At 66.8% G+C, this 20,623-nt stretch carries 21 protein-coding genes; 10 read left to right on the top strand and 11 right to left on the bottom strand.

Annotation, left to right across the window (positions count from 1 at the left end; genetic code table 11):
- Nucleotides 1-54 precede the first annotated feature (54 nt).
- Nucleotides 55-1,458 (bottom strand): purine-cytosine permease family protein, encoded by a 1,404-nt coding sequence (locus A37U_RS0123430; protein ID WP_020499106.1) that lies wholly within the window; start codon nucleotides 1,456-1,458, stop codon nucleotides 55-57.
- Nucleotides 1,459-1,494: 36 nt separating this feature from the next.
- The gene (locus A37U_RS48495) at nucleotides 1,495-1,908 is read right to left on the bottom strand and encodes a cupin domain-containing protein (protein ID WP_020499107.1); all 414 of its coding nucleotides are present in this window, start codon (nucleotides 1,906-1,908) and stop codon (nucleotides 1,495-1,497) included.
- Between the two features lie 266 nt (nucleotides 1,909-2,174).
- On the opposite strand from A37U_RS48495, the gene A37U_RS0123440 reads away from it, so the two are divergent.
- Genes A37U_RS0123440 through A37U_RS44905 form a run of 8 tightly spaced genes read left to right on the top strand, consistent with a single transcriptional unit; the run spans nucleotide 2,175 to nucleotide 8,988 of the window.
- Nucleotides 2,175-2,918, top strand: a complete 744-nt coding sequence (locus A37U_RS0123440; RefSeq protein WP_240437655.1) for a GntR family transcriptional regulator — start codon at nucleotides 2,175-2,177, stop codon at nucleotides 2,916-2,918.
- 3 nt (nucleotides 2,919-2,921) lie between these two features.
- Nucleotides 2,922-4,055 carry an LLM class flavin-dependent oxidoreductase gene (locus A37U_RS0123445; RefSeq protein ID WP_020499109.1) on the top strand — a complete coding sequence of 378 codons (1,134 nt, stop codon included), beginning with the start codon at nucleotides 2,922-2,924 and terminating at the stop codon, nucleotides 4,053-4,055.
- Nucleotides 4,052-4,660 carry an amino acid synthesis family protein gene (locus A37U_RS0123450; RefSeq protein ID WP_020499110.1) on the top strand — a complete coding sequence of 203 codons (609 nt, stop codon included), beginning with the start codon at nucleotides 4,052-4,054 and terminating at the stop codon, nucleotides 4,658-4,660. The genes A37U_RS0123445 and A37U_RS0123450 overlap by 4 nt, the downstream gene beginning before the upstream one ends.
- Nucleotides 4,657-5,214 carry an amino acid synthesis family protein gene (locus tag A37U_RS0123455; protein WP_020499111.1) on the top strand — a complete coding sequence of 186 codons (558 nt, stop codon included), beginning with the start codon at nucleotides 4,657-4,659 and terminating at the stop codon, nucleotides 5,212-5,214. Before A37U_RS0123450 ends, A37U_RS0123455 begins: the two co-directional genes overlap by 4 nt.
- Nucleotides 5,211-5,975: an alpha/beta fold hydrolase gene (locus A37U_RS0123460; protein WP_020499112.1), complete on the top strand. Its 765-nt coding sequence runs from the start codon at nucleotides 5,211-5,213 to the stop codon at nucleotides 5,973-5,975. The genes A37U_RS0123455 and A37U_RS0123460 overlap by 4 nt, the downstream gene beginning before the upstream one ends.
- Nucleotides 5,972-7,462 (top strand): aldehyde dehydrogenase, encoded by a 1,491-nt coding sequence (locus tag A37U_RS0123465; protein WP_020499113.1) that lies wholly within the window; start codon nucleotides 5,972-5,974, stop codon nucleotides 7,460-7,462. Before A37U_RS0123460 ends, A37U_RS0123465 begins: the two co-directional genes overlap by 4 nt.
- Before the next feature lie 27 nt (nucleotides 7,463-7,489).
- The gene (locus A37U_RS0123470) at nucleotides 7,490-8,017 is read left to right on the top strand and encodes a flavin reductase family protein (protein WP_020499114.1); all 528 of its coding nucleotides are present in this window, start codon (nucleotides 7,490-7,492) and stop codon (nucleotides 8,015-8,017) included.
- Nucleotides 8,014-8,988, top strand: coding sequence for a 3,4-dihydroxy-2-butanone-4-phosphate synthase (locus tag A37U_RS44905; RefSeq protein ID WP_020499115.1), 975 nt, complete (start codon nucleotides 8,014-8,016; stop codon nucleotides 8,986-8,988). Before A37U_RS0123470 ends, A37U_RS44905 begins: the two co-directional genes overlap by 4 nt.
- 522 nt (nucleotides 8,989-9,510) lie before the next feature.
- Here A37U_RS44905 and A37U_RS0123480 read toward each other — a convergent pair.
- From A37U_RS0123480 to A37U_RS0123515, 8 genes are all read right to left on the bottom strand, one after another.
- A complete protein-coding gene (locus A37U_RS0123480) occupies nucleotides 9,511-10,377 on the bottom strand; it encodes an iron-siderophore ABC transporter substrate-binding protein (RefSeq protein WP_205622998.1) in 867 nt (288 codons plus the stop codon).
- 184 nt (nucleotides 10,378-10,561) lie between these two features.
- Nucleotides 10,562-10,828, bottom strand: coding sequence for a hypothetical protein (locus tag A37U_RS51875; RefSeq protein WP_157182990.1), 267 nt, complete (start codon nucleotides 10,826-10,828; stop codon nucleotides 10,562-10,564).
- 206 nt (nucleotides 10,829-11,034) lie between these two features.
- Complete coding sequence (locus A37U_RS44910) at nucleotides 11,035-11,721, bottom strand: 3,4-dihydroxy-2-butanone-4-phosphate synthase (RefSeq protein WP_157182991.1); 687 nt, start codon at nucleotides 11,719-11,721, stop codon at nucleotides 11,035-11,037.
- Nucleotides 11,714-12,472 (bottom strand): enoyl-CoA hydratase/isomerase family protein, encoded by a 759-nt coding sequence (locus A37U_RS0123495; RefSeq protein ID WP_020499119.1) that lies wholly within the window; start codon nucleotides 12,470-12,472, stop codon nucleotides 11,714-11,716. The genes A37U_RS44910 and A37U_RS0123495 overlap by 8 nt, the downstream gene beginning before the upstream one ends.
- Nucleotides 12,469-13,650 carry a CaiB/BaiF CoA transferase family protein gene (locus A37U_RS0123500; protein WP_020499120.1) on the bottom strand — a complete coding sequence of 394 codons (1,182 nt, stop codon included), beginning with the start codon at nucleotides 13,648-13,650 and terminating at the stop codon, nucleotides 12,469-12,471. Before A37U_RS0123500 ends, A37U_RS0123495 begins: the two co-directional genes overlap by 4 nt.
- Complete coding sequence (locus tag A37U_RS0123505) at nucleotides 13,647-14,801, bottom strand: LLM class flavin-dependent oxidoreductase (RefSeq protein WP_020499121.1); 1,155 nt, start codon at nucleotides 14,799-14,801, stop codon at nucleotides 13,647-13,649. The genes A37U_RS0123500 and A37U_RS0123505 overlap by 4 nt, the downstream gene beginning before the upstream one ends.
- Nucleotides 14,802-14,828: 27 nt before the next feature.
- Nucleotides 14,829-16,175 (bottom strand): MFS transporter, encoded by a 1,347-nt coding sequence (locus A37U_RS0123510; RefSeq protein ID WP_240437656.1) that lies wholly within the window; start codon nucleotides 16,173-16,175, stop codon nucleotides 14,829-14,831.
- A 34-nt stretch (nucleotides 16,176-16,209) separates the two neighbouring features.
- Nucleotides 16,210-16,731 carry a flavin reductase family protein gene (locus tag A37U_RS0123515; protein ID WP_020499123.1) on the bottom strand — a complete coding sequence of 174 codons (522 nt, stop codon included), beginning with the start codon at nucleotides 16,729-16,731 and terminating at the stop codon, nucleotides 16,210-16,212.
- A 98-nt stretch (nucleotides 16,732-16,829) separates the two neighbouring features.
- On the opposite strand from A37U_RS0123515, the gene A37U_RS0123520 reads away from it, so the two are divergent.
- The gene (locus A37U_RS0123520) at nucleotides 16,830-18,065 is read left to right on the top strand and encodes a PucR family transcriptional regulator (protein WP_020499124.1); all 1,236 of its coding nucleotides are present in this window, start codon (nucleotides 16,830-16,832) and stop codon (nucleotides 18,063-18,065) included.
- A 7-nt stretch (nucleotides 18,066-18,072) separates the two neighbouring features.
- Here the strand turns inward: A37U_RS0123520 and A37U_RS0123525 are convergent, their stop codons facing one another.
- Nucleotides 18,073-19,305: a PucR family transcriptional regulator gene (locus A37U_RS0123525; protein WP_020499125.1), complete on the bottom strand. Its 1,233-nt coding sequence runs from the start codon at nucleotides 19,303-19,305 to the stop codon at nucleotides 18,073-18,075.
- A gap of 973 nt (nucleotides 19,306-20,278) precedes the next feature.
- Here A37U_RS0123525 and A37U_RS52680 point away from each other — a divergent pair.
- Nucleotides 20,279-20,596, top strand: coding sequence for a hypothetical protein (locus tag A37U_RS52680; RefSeq protein ID WP_169526927.1), 318 nt, complete (start codon nucleotides 20,279-20,281; stop codon nucleotides 20,594-20,596).
- The last annotated feature ends 27 nt before the right edge of the window (nucleotides 20,597-20,623 follow it).

Raw genomic sequence — 20,623 nt, forward strand, 5'->3', positions numbered from 1 at the left:
CCGCGTTACAGACCTAAAGCCTGGGCCAAGCAGGGGACTGGGGCGATGACTGGGTCATCGCGAGCGTGTGTGCCATAGTGCGGGCAGCCGGTAGGTGGTCAGGTAGATCAGCACGGCGACGGCGGCGGCCACGAACATCGCGATATCGCCGACCGCGGGGAACGCCCGGACGAACGGTCCCACATAGGCGGTGGAGTTCCAGAACGGGACTGAGGCGAGTACGCCGATGATCCACGCGAGCGCGCCCCACTCGAGTTTGCGCCGGCTGTCGTAGAGCTCCGGGATCCGGCCGCGGTCGGAACGCGTGCCGTAGAAGAAGTCGGCGAGCAGGATCGCGGCGAACGGGGCGATGAAGTACGAGGTGAGGTTGAGGAAGATGGAGAACTTGTCCTCCACACCGGCTTCGCCCCACAGACAGGTCAGAAACGACAGCGTGGACATCACGACCACGCCGGTGGTGCGGCTGATGGGGATGCGCAGCGTCTGGATCGAGATCGCGCCGCCGTAGATGTTGAGGAAGTTCTGCGCCAGCACCGATCCCACGATCGCGATCAGGGCGGGGGTGGCGAATGGTCCGGTGAGCTGTTTGAGTGCTTCGACGGCATCGCTGCCGCCCGCTCCATTGCCGACCAGGACGCCGAGTGTGCCCAGCCAGAACAGCGTGATGAAGTTGCCGATCCCGGTGTACCAGGCGGTCGCGCGGCTGACCGAACGGGAATCGGGCAGATAACGGGAATAGTCCGAGGCGAACGGTGCCCAGGCGACGAGAAAGGCCAAGAAGAATCCGGCGAAGGTGATCCACCCGCCGCTGCCGGAGGCCTTCAGGGCGCCGGTGTGCACCTGCCCGACGGGCCCGCGCACTATAGCGACCACGGTGATCATCACGAACAGCAGGGACAGCACGATCGAGAGCAATCGCTGAAAATAGTGGATCATGTTGTAGCCGTAGATGGAAATGACCATCACGATCAAGGTCAGGCCGAGCGCGCCCGTCCAGAACGGCGCACCGGTCAGTGCGCTGAACGCCTTGCTGCCGAGAATGACGGTCACCGCAGACCAGCCCACGCCCGCGAACACGTTGATGTATGCCACGGGCAGCACGTTGCCGAGAAAGCCGAGCGGGCCACGCGCCTGAATCTGCTGTGGCACGCCGAGCCGCACGCCCATCCGGGACATGACGGCCATCAGGACCGATCCCAGTGCGGTGCCGGTGGCGATGGCGAGGATGGCCGAGCCGACGCCGAGCCCGTAGGCGGCGGCGCTGAATCCCAATAGTACGACGGGGAAGTTCAGTCCGGCGGCGAACCACACGAAGAACTGCGAGCGGGGTTTGCCGTGGCGTTCCGCGTCCGGGATGTGGTCCACCCCGAACGGTTCCACGGTGGTCAGGGAGGTGCCGTACCGGGGACCACTGGTCTCCGTTTGGTGCCCGGTGGCCGGGCGGCTGAGTGAGGACACGGGTACTCCAGGGACGGGGTGCGGGACGGGGTCGGATCAGCGCGGTTCGGGCACTGCCGGGTGCGCGCCGTGGCCGGTGATCGACAGGTGGGTCATGGCGTGACCGTGGGCGGCGAGATGGCGGTGCGGCCGACCGCGCGGGATGGTCACGACATCGCCTGCGCGCAGCGGATGCGTGCCGCGTTCGTCTTCCAGTGCACCGTGTCCGGCAAGCAGCACCAGGGTCTGGTCGGCTTCGTGGGCGTGCCAGATCGTTCCGGAGCCGGGCTCGAAGGTGACGGTCAGAACATCGTGTTCACCCGCGCGCTCCGCGCGGTGCGCGGTCCGGGCTCGGACGGTGCCGAGGAACAGCGGGTTCGCGGCACAGTCGAGTTCGGCAGGTTGGGAATCGTCGGGGAACCGTAAGGTGATGGCGCTCGGTTCCGCCGGAGTCTCGTCGACGACGGACATGAGTCACTCCTCGGCGTTGAGGATAGGAAGTAAGTGGGTGGCACGACGGCCACCGGGTCGAATAATGAATGACTGTTGCATGCATGGTGAGGTTGCGTCAATCCCGGCAAGCCGGGACCGAGCCACATCATATTTCCGCCGTATTCGGTTGCTACTACTAGTTTCCTCGGCTATTTCCCGGTTCACCTGGGCTGCGCTATCCCTGCCGAGCGGGAGTTTGATTCGGATCATTGACGGTCGGCTGGCATGCAAGTTACGGTTCTTGTATGCAAGAAGCTGTCAGCGGCGATGAAGCCGCCGTCCCGGAGGCTCCGATGAAAGAGATGCCCGCGAAGGGCAGCGGAGCCAGGGCTCGCGTGATGGAAGGCTTGCGCCAGGCGATCGTGTCCGGGGAACACCGCCCCAAGCAGCCGCTGTACGAGTCCTCGATCGCCGCCGAGTACGAGGTCAGCAGGACTCCGGTGCGGGAAGCGCTGAAACAGCTGCAAAGCGAGGGCCTGATCGAGATCCGGCCGCGGGTGGGCACCTTCGTCCGGTCCCCGAGCCGCCGCGAAATCGTGGAACTGTTCGAGCTCAAGGAGATGCTCGAAGGGATGGCGGCCCGGTTGCTGGCCGGTCGCGGATCGGTCCCGATACTCGACCAGCTCGACGAGAACATCGAGCAGTCTTCTCATGCGGTGGAGCGCGGTGACACCGAGGAGTACTCGCAGCTGGTCCACCAGTTCCACGAGTTGCTGGTCACCGGTGCGGACAACACTCAGCTCGAGGTGCACTACCAGCAGCTGATGAACCAGTTGGCCTATCACCGCCTGGTTTCGGCCTCGCTGACCCAGCCCGGCCGGCCCGATGTCTCACTGTCCGAACACCGGCGGGTGTTGGAGCTGATCCGGGAAAAAGACGGCTTCGGTGCCGAATTCGCCATGCGTGACCACGTCCGTTCCAGCGAACGGGCGACCATGTCCGCCGATGATCCGCTCCTCGGCGGCCGTCCACTACGGAAGGAGCTGTAGTAGATGCGTTTTTCGATCTTCCACAACGTCGGTGCACCCGGGCGTCTGCACGAAGTCGCGACGGTATTCGACGAGATGCGCGACATCGCGACGTTCGCCGATCAGGCGGGCTACCATTCGATCTGGTACACCGAGCACCACTTCGGGCACGAGGGCTTCGAACTGGTGCCCAACCCGGTGCTGATGGGGACCGATATCGCGGCGCGGACCTCGCGTATCCGGATCGGCCAGGCGGCCAACATCGTGACGTTCTGGAATCCGATGCGGCTGGCCGAGGACATCGCCATGCTCGACCAGCTCTCCGGTGGTCGAGTGGAAGTCGGAGTCGGGCGCGGTCTCTACGGCCGTGAGGCGATGAACCTCAATCCGAGTGCCGATCCACGCGATCAGGAACAGAATCGGGCGCTGTTCGAGGAAACACTCGAACTGCTGCGCAAGGCGTGGAGTGGCGAGTTCTTCGCGCACCAGGGACAGTTCCACCAGCTGCCCGCTCCGGGAATCACCTGGGACCACCCGCTCTCACCGTCCTCGCCGGAGTTCATCGGCGAGGACGGCACGATCGCGAAGCTGCGCGTGGTCCCCCAGTCACTGCAACGCCCGCATCCGCCGCTGTCTCAGGTGATCGATTCGCCGCGGTCGATCGAGAGTGCCGCGCGGTCCCGGATGAACGGCATCTTCTGGATGCCGCCGATCTCCGAACTCAAGGACCGCTTCGCGCTCTACCGGGACACGCTTTCCGAAGCGACCGGTACGCCACAACAGCTGGGCGCCGGTCTATCCCTGGTCCGGGATGTGTACGTGGCCGACACCATGGAGCAGGCGCGCGCCGACTTCGAGGAGGCGCTGCTGACCTCCTACCGGTGGATCTGCCACTGGCGCGGGCTGAACAATCTGCGCGAGGTGGGCGAGGACATCAGCGGCCGCGAACTGGACTACGACTTCCTGGCCGAACGCAATCTGCTGGTCGGCACCCCGGACTTCGTGGCCGGGAAGGTGCAGGAGCTGCAGGAGGAGTTGAATCTACAGGACCTGATGCTGTGGACCACGCACCCCGGCCTCGAACACCGCAAGGCGATGCGCAGCTTCGAGCTGTTCACCGAGAAGGTCATGCCCCAGTTCGCCGGGGAGAATGCGTGAACCTGATACGGCGGATCGTGACGATCACCGAGGAACCGTTGGGTGAGCTCGGTGCACCGGTGCACACTCCGGTGCGCAAGGCCGCATCGGTGGCGGTGGTGGCGAATCCCTGGCTCGGCAGGGGAGTCCGCACCGATCTCTCGGCCGAGGCGGATGAGCTCGCGCCGCTGCTGGCGCATGCACTCGCCGACCGGCTGCTGGCCGCACTCGGCGGTGCCACCGGGGTCGAGGCCTTCGGCAAGGCGGCGATCGTCGGGCTGGACGGCGAGATCGAGCACGCCGGAGCGCTGATCCACACCCCGTACTTCGGGGATGTGCTGCGCCACCGCACGGAGGGCGAGGCGATCATCGTGTTCTCCGATCAGCGCGCCGCCGCGGGAACCACCCTGCAGGTTCCGTTGTGGCACAAGGAACGTGCCGCCACCCGCTCGCACTACCAGACCATGTCCGTGCGGGTGCCGGACGCACCGCGGCCCGGCGAGATCGCGGTGATCGCGGTGGCCTCGGACGGACCGCGCCCGAACGCGCGCATCGGCGACCGCGCCACGGATTCCCCGCTCGCCGAAGCCGTACTGACCCGAACAGGAGTGGAACAGACCGTATGAGCACCGCTATCCGCAGCATCACCACCTACGTGGACGAAACCCTGACCGAGGGCGGCAGGCCGGTCGAACCCGCCGCACGCGTAGCCGTCGTGCTCGCCGTGCTCACGAATCCCTGGGCAGGCCAGGGATTCGTGACCGAGCTCGGCCCGACCATCGACGAGGTCGCACCCGATCTGGGCAAGCTGCTCAGCGATCGGGTGGTCACCGCGCTCGGCGCCCCCGTCGAGGCGTACGGGAAAGCGGCGATCGTGGGCCTCGACGGGGAGATCGAGCACGGATCCGGACTGATCCACACGCTGAAGTTCGGCAACCACTTCCGGGACGCGGCGAAGGCGAGCACGCTGTTGCCCGCGGTGGAAAAGCGCGCCCCGGCGGGAACTGTGTTCGACATTCCGCTCAAACACGTCACCGACGCGACCATTCGCTCGCATCACCAGAGCGTCGAAGTACGGGTCCCGGACGCACCGCGGGGCGAGGAGATCATCGTCGGACTCGCCGCGGCCGCGCAGGGGCGTCCGCAGGCACGGCTGGCTTCACTGGCGAGCGAACAGTGAGCCCGGCCGGGACGGTGATCCTGCTGCACGGTGTCGGCCTGGACCACACCATGTGGGATCGGGTCACGCCCACACTCGCCCAGCAGTGCACGGTGCACACCCCGGACCTGCCCGGGCACGGGGACGCGCCGGACGCGCCCGAGGGGTGCACGCTCACCGACCTGGCCGCACCACTGACCGGACTCGGCGCCGGTGCCGTTCATCTCGTGGGGTTCTCGCTCGGCGCGCTGGTTGCCACCCGGTTCGCCCTCGACCATCCGGAACGGGTGGCCTCACTGACCCTGATCAGCGCGGTGGCGAACCGCTCCGCGATCGAACGTACCTCGGTGACCGGACGATTGGAGGCGGCCCGGGAGAACCTGCCCGCCACCTTCGACGCCGCTATCGAGCGCTGGTTCTCCCCGCAGTGGCGGGCCACGGAGCCGGAGCTGGCCGAGCGGGTACGCGCCGTACTGCGCGCCAACCGGCCCTCCTCCTACCTGGCCTGCTACACGGTGTTCGCGCACGCGGACGCCGAGCTGTGGCCGCTGTTGCCGCGGCTGAACCCAAGGGTGCTCGCGATGACCGGGGAACAGGATCCCGGGTCGACTCCGGCGATGTCCGCCGCGCTGGCCGAACGGGTGCCGCACGGGCGTTCGGCGGTGGTTCCGGGCGCCCGGCACCTGCTTCCCCTCGAACACCCCGAAGCCGTGACCGAAGCGGTCCTCGCCCAGCTCGACGACCGTCCTCTCGAACTACCCACAGGAGCCGTTCAGCGATGACCGATCAGCTTCCGCGCTATCAGCACTACATCGCCGGCGAAACCCGCGCCCCCGCCGAGGGCGAGTACTTCGCCAGCGACAACCCTGCCACCGGCCGAGCCTGGTACGAAGCCGCACGCGGTACGGCCGCCGACGTCGAACGCGCGGTGACCGCAGCAAAGCGGGCCTTCGAAGATCCCTCCTGGCGCCGGCTTTCCCAGACCCGCAGGGGCGCGCTGCTGCGCCGGGCCGGCGAGCTGATCGGCGAGCATGCCGAGGAACTCGCCCGCGTGGAGACCAACGACAACGGCAAGCTGCTCCGCGAGATGACCGCCCAGCTGGCCGGACTGCCCGAGTACTTCCACTACTACGCCGGTCTCGCCGACAAGATCCACGGCGAGACCATCCCGGCCAGCAGCGTCGATGTGCTCAACTACACGCTGCGCGAACCCGTCGGCGTGGTCGGGGCCATCACGCCGTGGAACTCACCGCTGCTGTTGACCACCGCGAAACTGGCCCCGGCCCTGGCCGCCGGTAACACCGCGGTGATCAAACCCTCCGAATACACCAGCGCCTCGATGCTGACCCTGGCCCCGCTGTTCGACCAGGCAGGATTCCCGCCCGGAGTGGTGAACGTGGTCACCGGGCTCGGCGCCGATGCCGGGGCACCACTGGTGGACCATCCGGATGTGGCGAAGCTGTCGTTTACCGGCAGCACCGCGACCGGAGCATGGATCGCCGAACGCGCCGGGCGGCGGCTGGTGCGCGCCGGACTCGAACTCGGAGGCAAATCCCCACAGCTGGTGTTCGCCGATGCGGACATCGCCAGCGCGGCGAATGGTGTCATCGCGGGAATCTTCGCCGCCGCGGGACAGACCTGCATCGCGGGCAGCCGCGTGCTGGCCCACCGCTCGGTCTACGACGAACTGGTCGCCCGCGTCATCGAGCGCGCCAAGACGATCCGGATCGGTGACCCCACCGATCCGGGCACCGAGCTCGGCCCGCTCGCCACCCCGGCACAGCTGGCCAAGGTGCAGGACTACGTCGAGGCGGGCCAGGCCGACGGCGGCGCACTCGCCTACGGCGGCGGGCAGCCGGACACCGGACTCGGCGGATGGTTCCACGAGCCGACGGTGTTCACCGGTCTGGACAACCACGCGCGGATGTGCCGCGAGGAAATCTTCGGCCCGGTGGTGGCGATCATCCCGTTCGACGACGACGAGGAAGCACTGCGCATCGCCAACGACACCAATTACGGCCTCGCCGCGGGAATCTGGACCAAGGACCTGGGCCGCGCCCACCGCGCGGCCGCCGCGCTCGACGCGGGAACCGTCTGGGTCAACATGTACCGCGCGATGTCCCCCATGTCCCCGCGCTCCGGATTCAAGACCTCCGGCCTCGGCGTCGAACACGGCACCGAAGTGATCCGCGAATACACCCGGCTCAAGAGCGTGTGGATCAACACCAGTGACGAACCCGCAGGCGACCCGTTCGTGCTGCGGTCCTGAGCATTCCCGCCGGAGAAAGGCAAGCCGATGAGCGACCTCATCCCCACCATCGACGCGGACGGCGTCGTGGACAAGACCGCTCTGCGTACCGCGTTCGGCCGGTTTCCCAGCGGCGTGACCGCGATCTGCGCACTCGACCAAACGGGCACGCCGACCGGGATGGCAGCGAGTGCCTTCGTAGCGGTCTCCCTGGAACCCCCGCTGGTCGGAATCTGCGTGCAACACACCTCCACCACCTGGCCACTGCTACGTCACCGGTCGCGGATCGGGCTCTCGGTGCTCGGCGAGTCCCAGGATCGCGCGTGCCGCCAGCTTGCCGCGAAAAACGGTGACCGGTTCGCCGGAATGGACTGGCACACCACCAAGGAAGGGGCGCTACTGCTGCACGGCGCGACCGCCTGGCTGGACTGCGCCGTCGAACACACCGTCACCATGGGCGATCACGACCTCGTCGTGTTCCGGGTACACCGCCAGTGCACCCATCCCCAGCGCGGCGCGCTCGTGTTCCACGCCAGCAACTTCCACGGGCTCGCCGAACTGGACCAGGCATCATGACAGTGCTGCCCGGATACGACCCGAGGCTCGCCACCGCCCCGGACACCGGCGGCCTCCCCGCCGCGCTGGCCACGCTGCTGGACGGCAAACCGGTACTGCTCGCCGATGACACCGGCGGCCAGATCCTGCTCGCCGCCGCTCTTGCCGAACCCGGCTGGGTCGCCTGGACCGTCCGCTACAGCAGCGGTTTCCTGTACACCGCCATGGCGCCGGACCGCGCCGCTGCGCTGGACCTGCCGCCCATGACGGCGAACGCGGACGCCGAAGCCGCGCCGTTCACCGTCGCTTTCGACGCGGCGACCGGAGTGGGAACCGGCATCAGCGCCACCGATCGGGCCAGAGCCGCCCGGTTAGCGGCCGATCCGGCGACATGCCCGCAAGACCTGCACCGGCCCGGCCACGTCATCGGATACCGCACCCATCCGGATGGGCTGCTTTGCCGCCGTGGTGCGGGCGAAGCCGCCGTGGCGCTCTGCGAGCTCGCCGGGTTGCCACCGGTCGGACTGCTCGCGGACGTGGTCACCGATCCGGGCTGCCCGGCCGAACTCGCCCGCAAGCACGGGCTGCCACTGCTCGATCTGGCCGAACTGACCGAAAACCGCCGCCGACAGGCCGATCGGGTCACCCTCGAGACCCGCTCCGAGCTGTCCACTGAACACGGGCCGTTCGCCGCGCTGAGCTACCGGGACCGGGTCACCGGCGCGGAACACTTCGTGCTTCGCCCGCGCGAACACCGGACCGGGCGGCCCGTTGTCCTCGTGCACCGGGAATCCCCGCGTGACCTGATCACACCGCGCGATCCCGGCCCCGTCCTGCGGGAGATCGCCGAGGAAGGCGGCGCGCTCGTCTACCTGCGCGAGCCCTTACAGTCCGCCGGTCCGGTCGTGCCGAGCGCGGCGGCCGCACTCCTGAACGCGCTCGGTATCACCGATTCCCGGCTGCACCCCGCGTCCACGCTCTCGGAGGTTTGAGCTGTCCGTCGAGCGGGCTCCGGCTTCGCAGACCGGGACGGTGCGCAGCGGTGCGGCGGCCATGACTTGACGACAGCCGATGGCTTCGTCAGTCGAGCGCGTCTTCGGTCGCGTGATGCTGGACTCGGGTTTCGCGTTCTCGTGTGCAGTGTCGCCCCTTGGTCAGCGCCGCTGACGATCTGGCCGAGGGCTGCGATCACCATCCCGATATAGGGGAAAAGACCGGACACGACGGGATTCCCCACGGCCAGCAGTAGTGAACCGGTGCCGCAGCCCGCCACCGAAGGCTGTAACCAGGAACAGGTAGCCGCTGATCAGATACGCCGCGAGTTCGATCCCAGCGCAGCGCCGGATGCTCACGCTCCGCGGCGAGGAACGACGAGAGATGGGTATCGGCCGCCACCACCGCGTAGAACAACAGAGCTACTCCCGGAGTGGTGGACAAGCGCGTCGTCTCTGTCCGTCGCTCGTACGGCAGGACTACCGGACCGGCAGGCCAGGCGGGTGGGGCACGGTACGAGGTCAGCCCGCCGGTCGCGCGTTCTTGGCCGCCTCGGACAGTTTCGGCAGATAGCGGTCGAGCATCCACGGCAGGCTCAGCACGTTGGCGGTGCTGGTGGCGAAAACGAACGGCGGATCGGTGTACGGGATGTATGCCTTGTTCCGCACTGCGGGCAACTGCGCGAAGCCCGGCTGGTTTTCCGCGGTCCGTTGTACGGCCGTCGTCGGGTACCAGGCGATCAGCACGTTCGCCTTGATCGAGGACAGCTGTTCGGCGCTGATCGCGGTGGAGAACGTGGTGGAACCGTCAGTATGCGCGAGGTTCTGCACGAACGGATCGACCGTGAAGCCCAGCGCGGCGAGCAATTTCAGCCGGGCGTCGTCGGCGTGGTAGAGGTTGAATGTGCCTGCCTTGAGCTGGCTGCCGAACACGACCGTTTTCCCCCGGAACTCCGGATGCGAGGCGGCTGCCTTGGCGATGCGCGCCTCGGTGGTCCTGCGCAATTCCTCGGCCTTGTCCGAGCGGCCGAGTGCCTTCCCGACGAGGGAGAGCTGGTCCTGCCAGCTGGTTGCCCACGCCTTGCCGGGGTAGGCGACCGTCGGTGCGACGTTGGACAGTTGCGCGTACTGCTGTTTGTCCAGCCCGGAATCGACCGCCAGGATCACGTCGGGATGCAGCTTGGCGATGTCCTCGAACGGAACATGGCCGCTGGTGGTGTTCAGCAGGGCCGGCTTCTTCCCCTTCAGTAGTGGCTTGTCCCAGGGGAGGATGCCGTCCTTGGTGCCCGAGTCGGAACTGAAGTCCGGCATGCCGACCGGAACCACCCCGAGCGCGAGTGCTGCGTCCTGGCTACCCCAGCCGATGGTCACCACACGCTTCGGATGCACCGGCACATGCGCGGTACCCAGCGCAGACCGGACGGCTACCGTCTGATCCCGATCGTTCGCTGCATGTGTGCCGCCACAGCCGACCGTAACGGCGGCCGCCGTGATGAGCACACCGAACATCCCCCATTGCCGCAACCGGCGCCACATTGCTCCTCCTCCAGAAACTAAGGTATAGCTTACCTTACTACGACCCGGCCGGGTTCCACGTTCGCTGTGACACACTCCAGTGGTGCGTATCGGCTGCCTCGAGCAGCGTGCGCGGCACGGTGGCACGATCGGTTGGGGCGAGCGGGTCCAGCGGCTCTTCCTCGCTGTCGGCGTTGGGGGAGTGGCGCTTCGTGGCAGACCGTCGGCCCTGGGAGGTGAGTTCCGGTACTCGCCTGCGCCCGTCGGTGGGATCGCCCCTGCCCATCAGCAATACCTGCTCGACGCAGGTCTCGGTGATCGACATGGCGTTACCGGGGGTCGATGCCGGTCCGCCGCCACGAGGTCGTGGACCGGAATCTGAGAGAGCACGCCTGGTGGAGGGGTGCTCGCCAGCCGAATCAACCTTTCGGAAGTGCTGCGCGGTGATGAACAGCAACACCGGTACGGCGTAGCTCGGCAGCCCGAACAGTGGACCCGGCAGCAGGCCGGAAGGTGTCGACGATCCGGGATTCACGAACGTGACACACTGCCTGCCGGGTATCGGGTCTTTTCCGGGCGGCCGGGGTCGGCCAGGCAGCCGGCGACCGTGTGCATCATGAGGCCCGTGCAGCGGGCGAACTCGGTTGTCTCGGCCAAGTCGGCGAGACCGGCCGGATCGCGGGTGCTGACCAGATGTGCGTACGCCGCAACGGGCTCCCCACCGGCGTGCCGGACCAGATCGATCGCCGTGTCGGCCAGTTCCGGCGCGGAGGGACCGGGGTGCAGAACTTCGCTGTGGCCGCTGGAGCGTGCGGCCAGAACAGTGATGACGTGACCTGGTTTGGTGAAGTCGGCGGGCCCGGCTTCGGGGTCGGCGAGACGGCGCAGTGTCATGGCTCGCGAGGTCGCGGAGATTCCGGTACCGGTTCCGGTCGCGTCTACGGAGACTCCGCACAAGTCGCCCGACCGGCCGAGCTCGTGGATAGGGCTCATCATCGGGATGGTGAGGCGTCGCATCGTCTGCCAGCTCAGGGCGGCCGAGATGAATCCCGAGGTGTGCCGTACGAGAAATGCGACCGTGCTCGGCGTCGCGGTCCGGCCACAGAGAACGAGGACCGCAGCGTCTCGGAGAGGATCGGCGAGCGCGATCGGTTCTGCGCGGGCGAGCGCCGCTGCCACCGCCGTCCCGGCTTGTCCTGGCCCGTCTGATTCAGTCACGGTCGGCTCCCAGGTAGTGCGCCAGCCGGTCATGCAGGCCCGGTCTGGTCAGGGAGCGCACGAGCGCGGCCAGGTCGGAGGCGTCGTGCCCGTCCCCGGCCGAGGTGAGCTCCAGGACCGCCCCTACCGAAGGGGCATCCAGGCCGTCCGATTCGGCGACGATTTTCTCCGCGGCGGATCGTTGAGCCTGCCTGTCGACCGAGGCGGTGCCCAGACCCAGTCGGACGGCCTCATCCGCGGTCACCTCACGAGATGCCAGGAGTAGTTGGCGCGCGGCCCTCGTTCCGATCAGCTGGGCCAGACGCCGGGTGCCGAGTGCGACGCCGAAGCGGAAACCGGGGAAGCGCAGGGTGGTTCCCGCGTCCAGCAGCCGGTGCGAACAGGCTGCCACGATGTCCGCGCCGGCCCCGATCGCTTTGCCCGCTACACAGGCAACGGTCAGGTACGGGGCCCGGTGCAGGCGTTGCAGCAACTGTTCGATACGCACGAAGCGGAGCAACAGCTCACCGTCGGAGGCGTCGAGAACTCCGCTCATGTCGAAACCCGCGCAGAAATGACGGCCCCCACCGCTGAGCACCACGGCGCGGGTCGTCCGCGCGTCCACGTGGTCCAGCGCGTCGTGTAGGGCTTCTACGGTTACCGCGTCCAGTGCGTTGGCCCTGCTGGACCGGTCGAGAACCATGGTCACCACATCGCCGGTGCGTTCGGTGCGCACGGCCTGGTGGCCGGTATCGGGCTCGGCGGTGTTCACGCCGCCCCTCCTTCAGCAGTCCATCCCTTGATCACCTCGTCGTTGTGCTCGCCGAGCAGTGGTGGTGTGCGTAGCTGCGGCTCGTGTCCGGTGATCGGCACCGGGAAGGCGACCGAATGTGTTGCGACGCCGTTGGGAAGGGGCATCGGGCGCACTAGGCCCAGCGCGGCCACCTGTGGGTCGGAGAGAGCTTCCGAGAAGGTGTTGATCGGGGCGCACGGCACCCCGGCGTCCTCGAATGCAGCCAGCCATTCGGCCGCGCTTCTGCGCAGTAATGACTCTGCCAGTTCGGCGGCCAGCGCATCCTGGTTGCGTGCCCGCAGCTCCTGAGTCCGGAAGCGCGGATCGGTCAGCAGCCGCTGTTGGGCCGTCACTTCACAGAACCGTCGCCAGAGGTCTTGATTGCCGGCGGCGACCACGAAGCTCTTGTCCGCGGCACGGAAAGCCCGGTAAGGGGCGTTGCGTGGGTGGGCGGATCCGAGGCGTTGCGGGTCGTGTCCGGTGCCGAAGTACTCGCTGGTCTGCAGTGCGGAAATGCCGAGGAGGGTGCCGAGCATCGAGCAGTCGATGTGGGCTCCTGCGCCGGTCCGGCTTGCCCGGTGCACCGCCGCCACGATCGTGTAAGCGGCGTAGAGCCCGGCGACGAAGTCCCCGACCGGGACACCACATTTGACCGGATCGCCATCGGGTTCCCCGGTGACGCTCATCAGTCCGGAAACAGCCTGTACGGTCACGTCGAACGCGCCGCGCCGCGCATATGGTCCGGTCTGTCCGTAGCCGGAGATCGAGCAATACACGAGCATCGGGTTGACCTCGGCGAGCGCTTCGTAGCCCAAGCCGAGACGTTCGAGCGCACCTGCACGAAAGTTCTCGACGAGAACATCGGCATTGCGGACCAGATCGAGCACCGTTGTCCGGTGGTCTCCGGACTTCAGATCCAAAGCGATGCTGCGCTTATTGCGGTTGACCGAGGCGAAGTTGCCGCTGTAGCGATCCGGTGTTTCGCCCATCAGCGGTGGCCATTGCCGCATCCCGTCCCCGTCGTCGGCCCGCTCGACCTTGACGACGTCGGCGCCGAGATCGGCAAGCAGAGACCCGGTGAAGGGCCCTGCCGCGATCTGGCCGAACTCCAGCACCCGCAGTCCGGCCAGAGGAGCTTGGTCCTGTGACACGGTCATGCTCCTTTCCGCAGTCCGGCCTCGACCATGAGCGGAACGATCTGTTCGCCGAATCGCTGCAGATCCGGGAGATAGTCGAAAAAGTTGACCTGTACTCCGTCGCAACCGCTTTCGTGGAGTTTGGTGAACCATTCCACGATCTGTTCTGGTGTGCCGACCAGATGCACATTACCGCCGACGACCCATTGTTCACGGCTGTGCCCGCGCCAGGATTTGTTGTCCCCGCCGGTGAAACCGGCGACGAAATTGTCAGCGGCTACGGTGTCCTCGTTGTCGAGGATCGCCTGATACGCGGCCCAAGCTTCCTGCTCCGTATCGCGGCAGATGACGTGTGGATTGATGACGGTGCGCACTTCGCGGCCGTATGCCCTGGCGAGGTCTTTGATCTTCTTGTTGTGCGCGGGAAGCGTTTCCACCGCCTGGTGCGGATCGGCGCCGCCGGGACTGGTGATGAAAATGAGGTCGGAGTACTGCGCCGCATAGTCCAGCCCCGCGGAGGAGGAAGCGGCGTTCACCAAGACGGGCCGTCCGTGCACAGGCTTGGGGAGAATGTGCGCGTCGTTCATGGACCAGTACTTCCCGGCTTCGGTGCGGTTGTCCTCGCTCGTCCACAGCTGCTGCATCATGTCCGTGAACTCCGCGGCCATGGTGTAGCGCTGGTCGTGCTCGATCGGTTCGAGGCCGAACATGCGGTACTCGCTTGGCTTGTACCCGGTCACGACGTTGAGCCCCCAACGACCACCGGAGATGTGGTCGATACACGCGCCATACTTCGCCAGGTGCACCGGATGCCATCCATAGAGCACGTGCACGGTGCTGATCAGGAGCAGCTTCGTCGTTTGCGCGGCAAGCGCGGCCGAACTGATCAGCGGGTCCAGTTCGTGCTCACGGAAGTGGGTCGTGCCGCCGTAGCCTCCTTTGCCGAGCCACTGGCCGAGGCCGAATGCGAGGTCGAAGCCGTACTCTTCAGCGGCGATCGCGCAGCGAGCGTTGTAGTCGTAGGTCCAGGAAGTTTCGCGTGGCGCCGACGACGGACTCCACGCGCCTTCCTGCAAGGGAAGGAACAAGCCCAGCAGCAGTTTGTTCTCCATCGCCGCGGTGAGTGGAGAAGTAGGTGCGGGTGTACTGACCGATTCGAAGTTGCTCGGCATCGGTGGCGATCCTTTCTTTGCCGGTGATCAGTGATTCTTTGTGGTTGCTTCGGCTGCGGGCTTGTTCGTGTCGTCCTGGAGTGAACTGTCGATGTCGGGGAGCAAGAACAGTGCGACCAGCGAAATGACGCACATGGCCATCAGGTAGATGGCGATCGGGATGGCCGAGTTGAAGGTGGCCATGAACGCGGTCGCGATGAGCGCCGCGGGCCCGCCTGCGGTGACCGACGACAATTGGTAGCCCAATGACGCCCCGCTGTAGCGCACATCGGGTGGGAAGCTCTCGGCGATGAAAGAACTCTGCGGTCCGTACTGCATGTCGTGCACGATCAGCGAGGCAACGATGCCGATCGTCATCAGCGCCGGAACGCCGGAGTCGAGCAGCCCGAAGTAGGGGAACGCGAAACAGAACATGACCACGATGCCGATCGTCAGCATCTTCTTGCGGCCGATCCGGTCCGAAAGCGCTCCCCAGAACAGGGTGCTGACCAGCGAAATCGCGGCAGCGAGCATGACCGAGAGCAGCACCGTCGACCGTTGATGATGCAGGGTCGTGACCCCGTAGCTGAGCACGAATGTCGTGAACAGGTAAAACGAAGCGTGCTGCCCGGCCCGCATCAGCGTGGTTTTGACGACCGTGCGCCAATGATGACGCAACAGGTGCGCGATCGGCGCTCGCCGGATCGTCCCGGCCCGTCTCGTTGCGGCGAATGAGGCGGTTTCCTCCACCCGGAGGCGCATGATCAGCGCCAGGATGGTGAGCAACAGGGTGAACAGGAACGGGATCCGCCAGCCGTAGGACTCGTACGCCTGTTGGCTCATCGTTCTGCCGGCCAGCTCGGTGACGATCGTTGCGGTGATCAATCCGAGTGGTGAACCGAACTGAGGCAGACTGCCCATGAACCCGCGCTTGCCCCTCGCCGAGTTCCACTCGGTGGCCATCAACACCGAACCGCCCCAGTCGCCGCCGACCCCGATACCCTGCACGATGCGAAGCGCCACCAGGATGGCCGCTCCCCACATGCCCGCAACGGCGTGAGTCGGGGCCAGGCCGACGAAGAACGTTCCCAGCCCCATCAGCAGCGTCGTCACGATCAGCACGGTCCGACGTCCAAGCCGGTCGCCGAAGTGTCCGAAGATCATGGCCCCGACGGGACGGGTGATGAAACCGGCGAAGAAGGTCGACAAGGACAGCAACGTTCCCGAGTACGGACTCGAGGCAGGAAAAAACAGGTGGTTGAAAATCAGTGCGGCCGAGAGGCCGTACACATAGAAGTCGTACCATTCGATTGCGCTTCCGACCGCCGAAGCGGCCAGAGCACGACGAGCCATCCGAGAATCCGACTTGGCGGCACCATCTCGGGAGACCGACATCCGAAACCTCCTTGTATCGGACGGGCCACGGCTGTCAGGCCGCGAGTTTCCGGTTCTGGCCACGGAAAAAGACAAGCGGATCGCCGGGCACATGCCCGGCGTCGACGACTAGGCCGATGAACAGGGTGTGGTCACCGGCGACCTGCGTGGTGACGATCGCGCACTCGAACCACCCCAGCGCGTCGGTCAGCACCGGGGCGCCGAGCAGGCCACCGTAGTGATCGACGCTGGCGAATTTGTCGTCCGAACGGCCTGCGAAGACCGAACAGAGCGCTGACCCCTTGCTGTTGTCGGGCAGGACGTTGATAGCGAATGCCCCGGCTCGTTCGACCGCCACCCGAGTACGCGATGTCTCGCCCAGTGAAATCAGCATCAGCGGTGGTTCCAGGCTGACGCTCAGCACAGCGTTCGCTGCGCATCCCTGAGGGGCGCCGTCCGCGGTGCACGTGATGATCGTGATCCCGGTGGTGAACGTACCCGCGACCGCGCGCAGCGTCGTAGGGGCCACCGACTTTCCCAGTTCCCCGGAATCGATTGTCTTGGTATTGCCCGGCATGGCTTACTCCCTTGGTACCGGTCGCCTTGGTGATTAACATTTCCAGGTGACCCAGGCGCCGTCATCGGAGACATCGCACGATCTGGAGGGCGGAAACTGTGACGACATCGCAAACGGCTCCGACCGGCGACGACTTCGCCCGGATCGGCCGCTACGTCACCGAAACCATCTGTGCCGGAAACCCCGAGTATTCAGAGCTCAGCGCCACGGTGTTCGCCGACGTGGTCCAGACCAACGTCCAGAACGCGAGGGTCTACCGGGACGCCGTGGTGCTCCAGCGCAGACCGACCAGCGAAGATCTCGCGTCGCTGGCCGATGCCGCCCGGCGCCGTGTCCACCAAGGCGTGTCCCTGGCGGCGATGTTGCGCGCGTACCGCATCGGAGCCCGCGCGATGTGGGAGAAGCTCAGCGAACGTAGGGACGACCTGGATCACCCAACGCTCACCGACTGGACGCTGCGTTACATCGATTGGGTCAGCAGTGAAGCGGAACGGGCCTATCTCGCCGAACGGGACGAGCTCCTCGACTCCCGGCTCGCGACGGCCGGGTTGCTGTTGTCTCGCCTGATGGAAGACGATTTCCCGGGCTCCGGCCAGCGCGACTCCGCAGCACGCTCGCTCGGCCTGGACCCGGAAACCCCGCACGTCGTGGTCGTCGTGAACGCCACCAGCCGCGCGAGTGGCACACTCGAGAGTCAGCTGAGCCATGCACTGCAGGTCCTGCGTAGGCTCCTGCCGGACGCGATCTCCGCACTCCTGCGCCGCGGCGTGGTCGTTCTCGTGCCGACCGCGGCCACGGCGTCGGTCGCCGAGATCGTCAGCCGGGCACTGCACCAGGTCGCCGAGCTCCCTGGCATCCTCAACGCGGGTGTCGGCAGACCGGCCATGACCGCCGCCGGGGTGGCCACCGCCGTCCGGGAAGCTGAGCGGGCCCGTGCCCTCGGCGAGATCCTGCATCCGGATGCGTGGACGCACGATTACGACTCGATGAGCTTCTTCGACCTGTTCCGCCAGGGTGAGGCCGTGGACACCTTCGTCGAAGCGGTCCTGGGCGAGCTGCTCGGCTCCGACCGCAATGGCAAGATCGCTCTCGTCCGGACGCTGTACGTGTACTTCACCCTCGGGATGAACCGGCGGGCCACCGCGTCACGCCTGGGGATCCATCCGAACACGCTCGATTACCGGCTGCGTCAGGCGACAAAGACCTCAGGGGTCGCGCTGGCGTCGCCCGAAGCGTCGTTCCGGTTCCAGCTTGCTGTCCGGCTTCTCCCGCTGTGCAGCCAGAACTCGTGGTTCGGCGACCGCTCGTCGCTCGCGGAGATCCTGGCCGACTGACGAGAGCTCATGCGTCGCTCCGGCTCGGTGCGGCGGGTTCCGCGCCGAGGCGCCGAGCCAGCGACGCCAGCGACAGTGCGAGCAGGCCCCGCGGGTCGCGGGGATCGTAGCCGCTGATCGAGGCCACCCTGCGGAGCCGGTAGATCACAGTGTTCGGATGTACGCTGACCGCCCGGGCAGTCTCGGTGACGCTGCCGCAGGAGTCGATGAACGCCGTGATCGTCGGCACGAGGTCGGCGTCGCGCCGGTCATCGTAGGTGATGAGGGGGGACAGTGCGTCGTGGCACAGCTCGGCGACGGCCGGGCTGTCAAGTACGACGCGTTCGAGTAGAACATCGTTGTGCCACAAGGGATCTGGGCAACCGAGGCCCAGCGCGATCCGGGCCGTCCGGCGCGCTTGCTGGTATGCCGCAGGAACACCGGCCAAACTCTCCCCGGCCACGGCGATCCCGGCTGTCGCCTCGAGTGCCGCGGCGAGTCGTTCGGTGAGCAGCTGGATCGACGCTGTCGGCCCGTCGGTCAGCCAGATCGCGACCAGGGCCGCTTCTCGGACTCCGACCAGCACGCGCGATCCGGAATGGTGGCGCTCGGTCAGTGCGACCGCGGGTGCCACGAGTTCCTCAGGGCGGACCGACCGGTCCCGGGGCAGGAGTACGACCACGGCGTAGGCAGCACCCACCTCCATCCCGGTCCGGCGGAGCTCTTCGGGATCGGCATGCCCGGTGAGCATCGCTTCGAGTACCGCGTTGCGGGTGATCTCACGATCACTCCACACCGCCATGGCTTCGCGCATGAACCCGGCCGCGGTCGCGGCGCTGGCGCGCTCGACGTGCGCGAAGATCCGCTCGCCGATCGCGAGTGACCCGGCCATCTCCTCGCCGCTCTTGTGGTCCACGCGCTGCAGGAACGCCGACCATGCCTGCTGGCCCCAGACCGTGAACGACCGCATGACCGCGCCGATGGTGATCCCCATCCGCACCCGGTCAGCGCCGAAGGATTCGAACGGTTCCGGGTCGAAAGACGTTGCCGTGCCTTGTAAATCCTCCAGCAGGGCGTCGAGGTTGGCGCGAGCCGACCGAACCAGCTCGTGGCGGCCTTCCACCGGGACACGAGCGTAGTCGCCGATGTCGGCGGTGTAAGCCTCGGCGAACCGCTCGGCCAGGGATTCGGCGTCGGCCGCCACACGGGCCGCGATCGCGGCGATCACCGGGTCGCCCGGCCGATGACCCTCGTCACTCATGATCGTCCAGGATAGCCGAGGTACCGAGAGTATACGTACTCGTCTGTATATCGCGGAGGATGAACAGCGAGAGTAGCGGCCATACTGACCACGACCGTCGACGGCCTCGGAGGCCCTGAACAGTCCGCGGCGGCCGGTCTTCTCCGCTCGGCATGACCTCCCGGAGATCCTCCGGCGCATCCTCGACGACGAGCACCGGATCGTCGAGGCCTGCACGGAGATGATGACCGCGATCCAAGACGTCGTCCAGCCGGTCGTGGCGACCATGCGTTCTCGTTTTCCCGGTGTACCGCGACCGCGAGCCCGCTGCTCTTGCACATCGGCAGACAGGCGTTCCGCCGTCAGATCGACCTCCCGCCGCCCGCTGCCTACGCGGAGATGAACGAAATCATAGCCACGGACTCGGTCACCTGCGACGGGCAGGAAGGGGATGCAGGCGTTCCTGGTCAAGGGTACTCCGACCCGACGGGGCCGGTGATCGATGTCGATCTCGGCTAGGCGCCGGTGCGGGATCCTGTCCTCGTCGCTGCCGATCTGCTGGCCGCGCGGCTCGACCGGCCGGTACAAGGAGCGGCGTATTGCCCCGACAGCAGTCCACCAAATGAGACCAGATCCTCGAACAGGCAGCGCGGTTGTCGAACGCGGTACCGGGGTCGGTATCGATTCGCTGCTGGACGAGATCGGTGTCGCGAAAATAAGACTGTACAAACACTTTCCAACCAAGGCCGAGCTGATCCTGGTCTGCCTGTGGCATGTGGACGCCCGGATTATCGGGAACGACTGGCCGACGGCGCGGACATCTCGGCGGGGCCCGTCGAGCGGGTGCCGGGGATCTTCGGTTCGCTGCGGAGCTGGTTCACCGGCCCCGGTTTCCGCGGTCGGCGCGCTCGTCAACGCCACCGTCGAACTGGCCGATCCGGAGCATCCGGCCCGTACCGCGGTGCACGAGCACAAGACACGCACCCGTGCATGGGTGACCGACCTGCTCGCCGATTGCGGCACCGCCGCCCCGGCCTTCGTCGCCCGGCAGGTCGTCCAGTTGACGGCAGGTGCGATCACGGCCGTGCTGGTGGAAAGTGATCCCCGCGCGGCCGATATCGCCCAGGCCATCGCCCGGACGCTCCTCACCGTCGCCTGCGGCCGAGCCCGGCACCACCTTTCTACGGCTGTCGACCTGCACTGCCGGGTGGCGATCGTACTTGTCGTCATGGGGGCGGTTTGTGGATCCTACGAAATTCGTGCCTCGTTTCCTCGCTCCGACGCATACCGGAGCCCGCCTTCTGCGAACTAGCGTCGTAGGAATTCCGGGCCGCTCGCC

The organism is Sciscionella marina DSM 45152 (genome assembly GCF_000379465.1).
GTDB classification, from domain to species: domain Bacteria; phylum Actinomycetota; class Actinomycetes; order Mycobacteriales; family Pseudonocardiaceae; genus Sciscionella; species Sciscionella marina.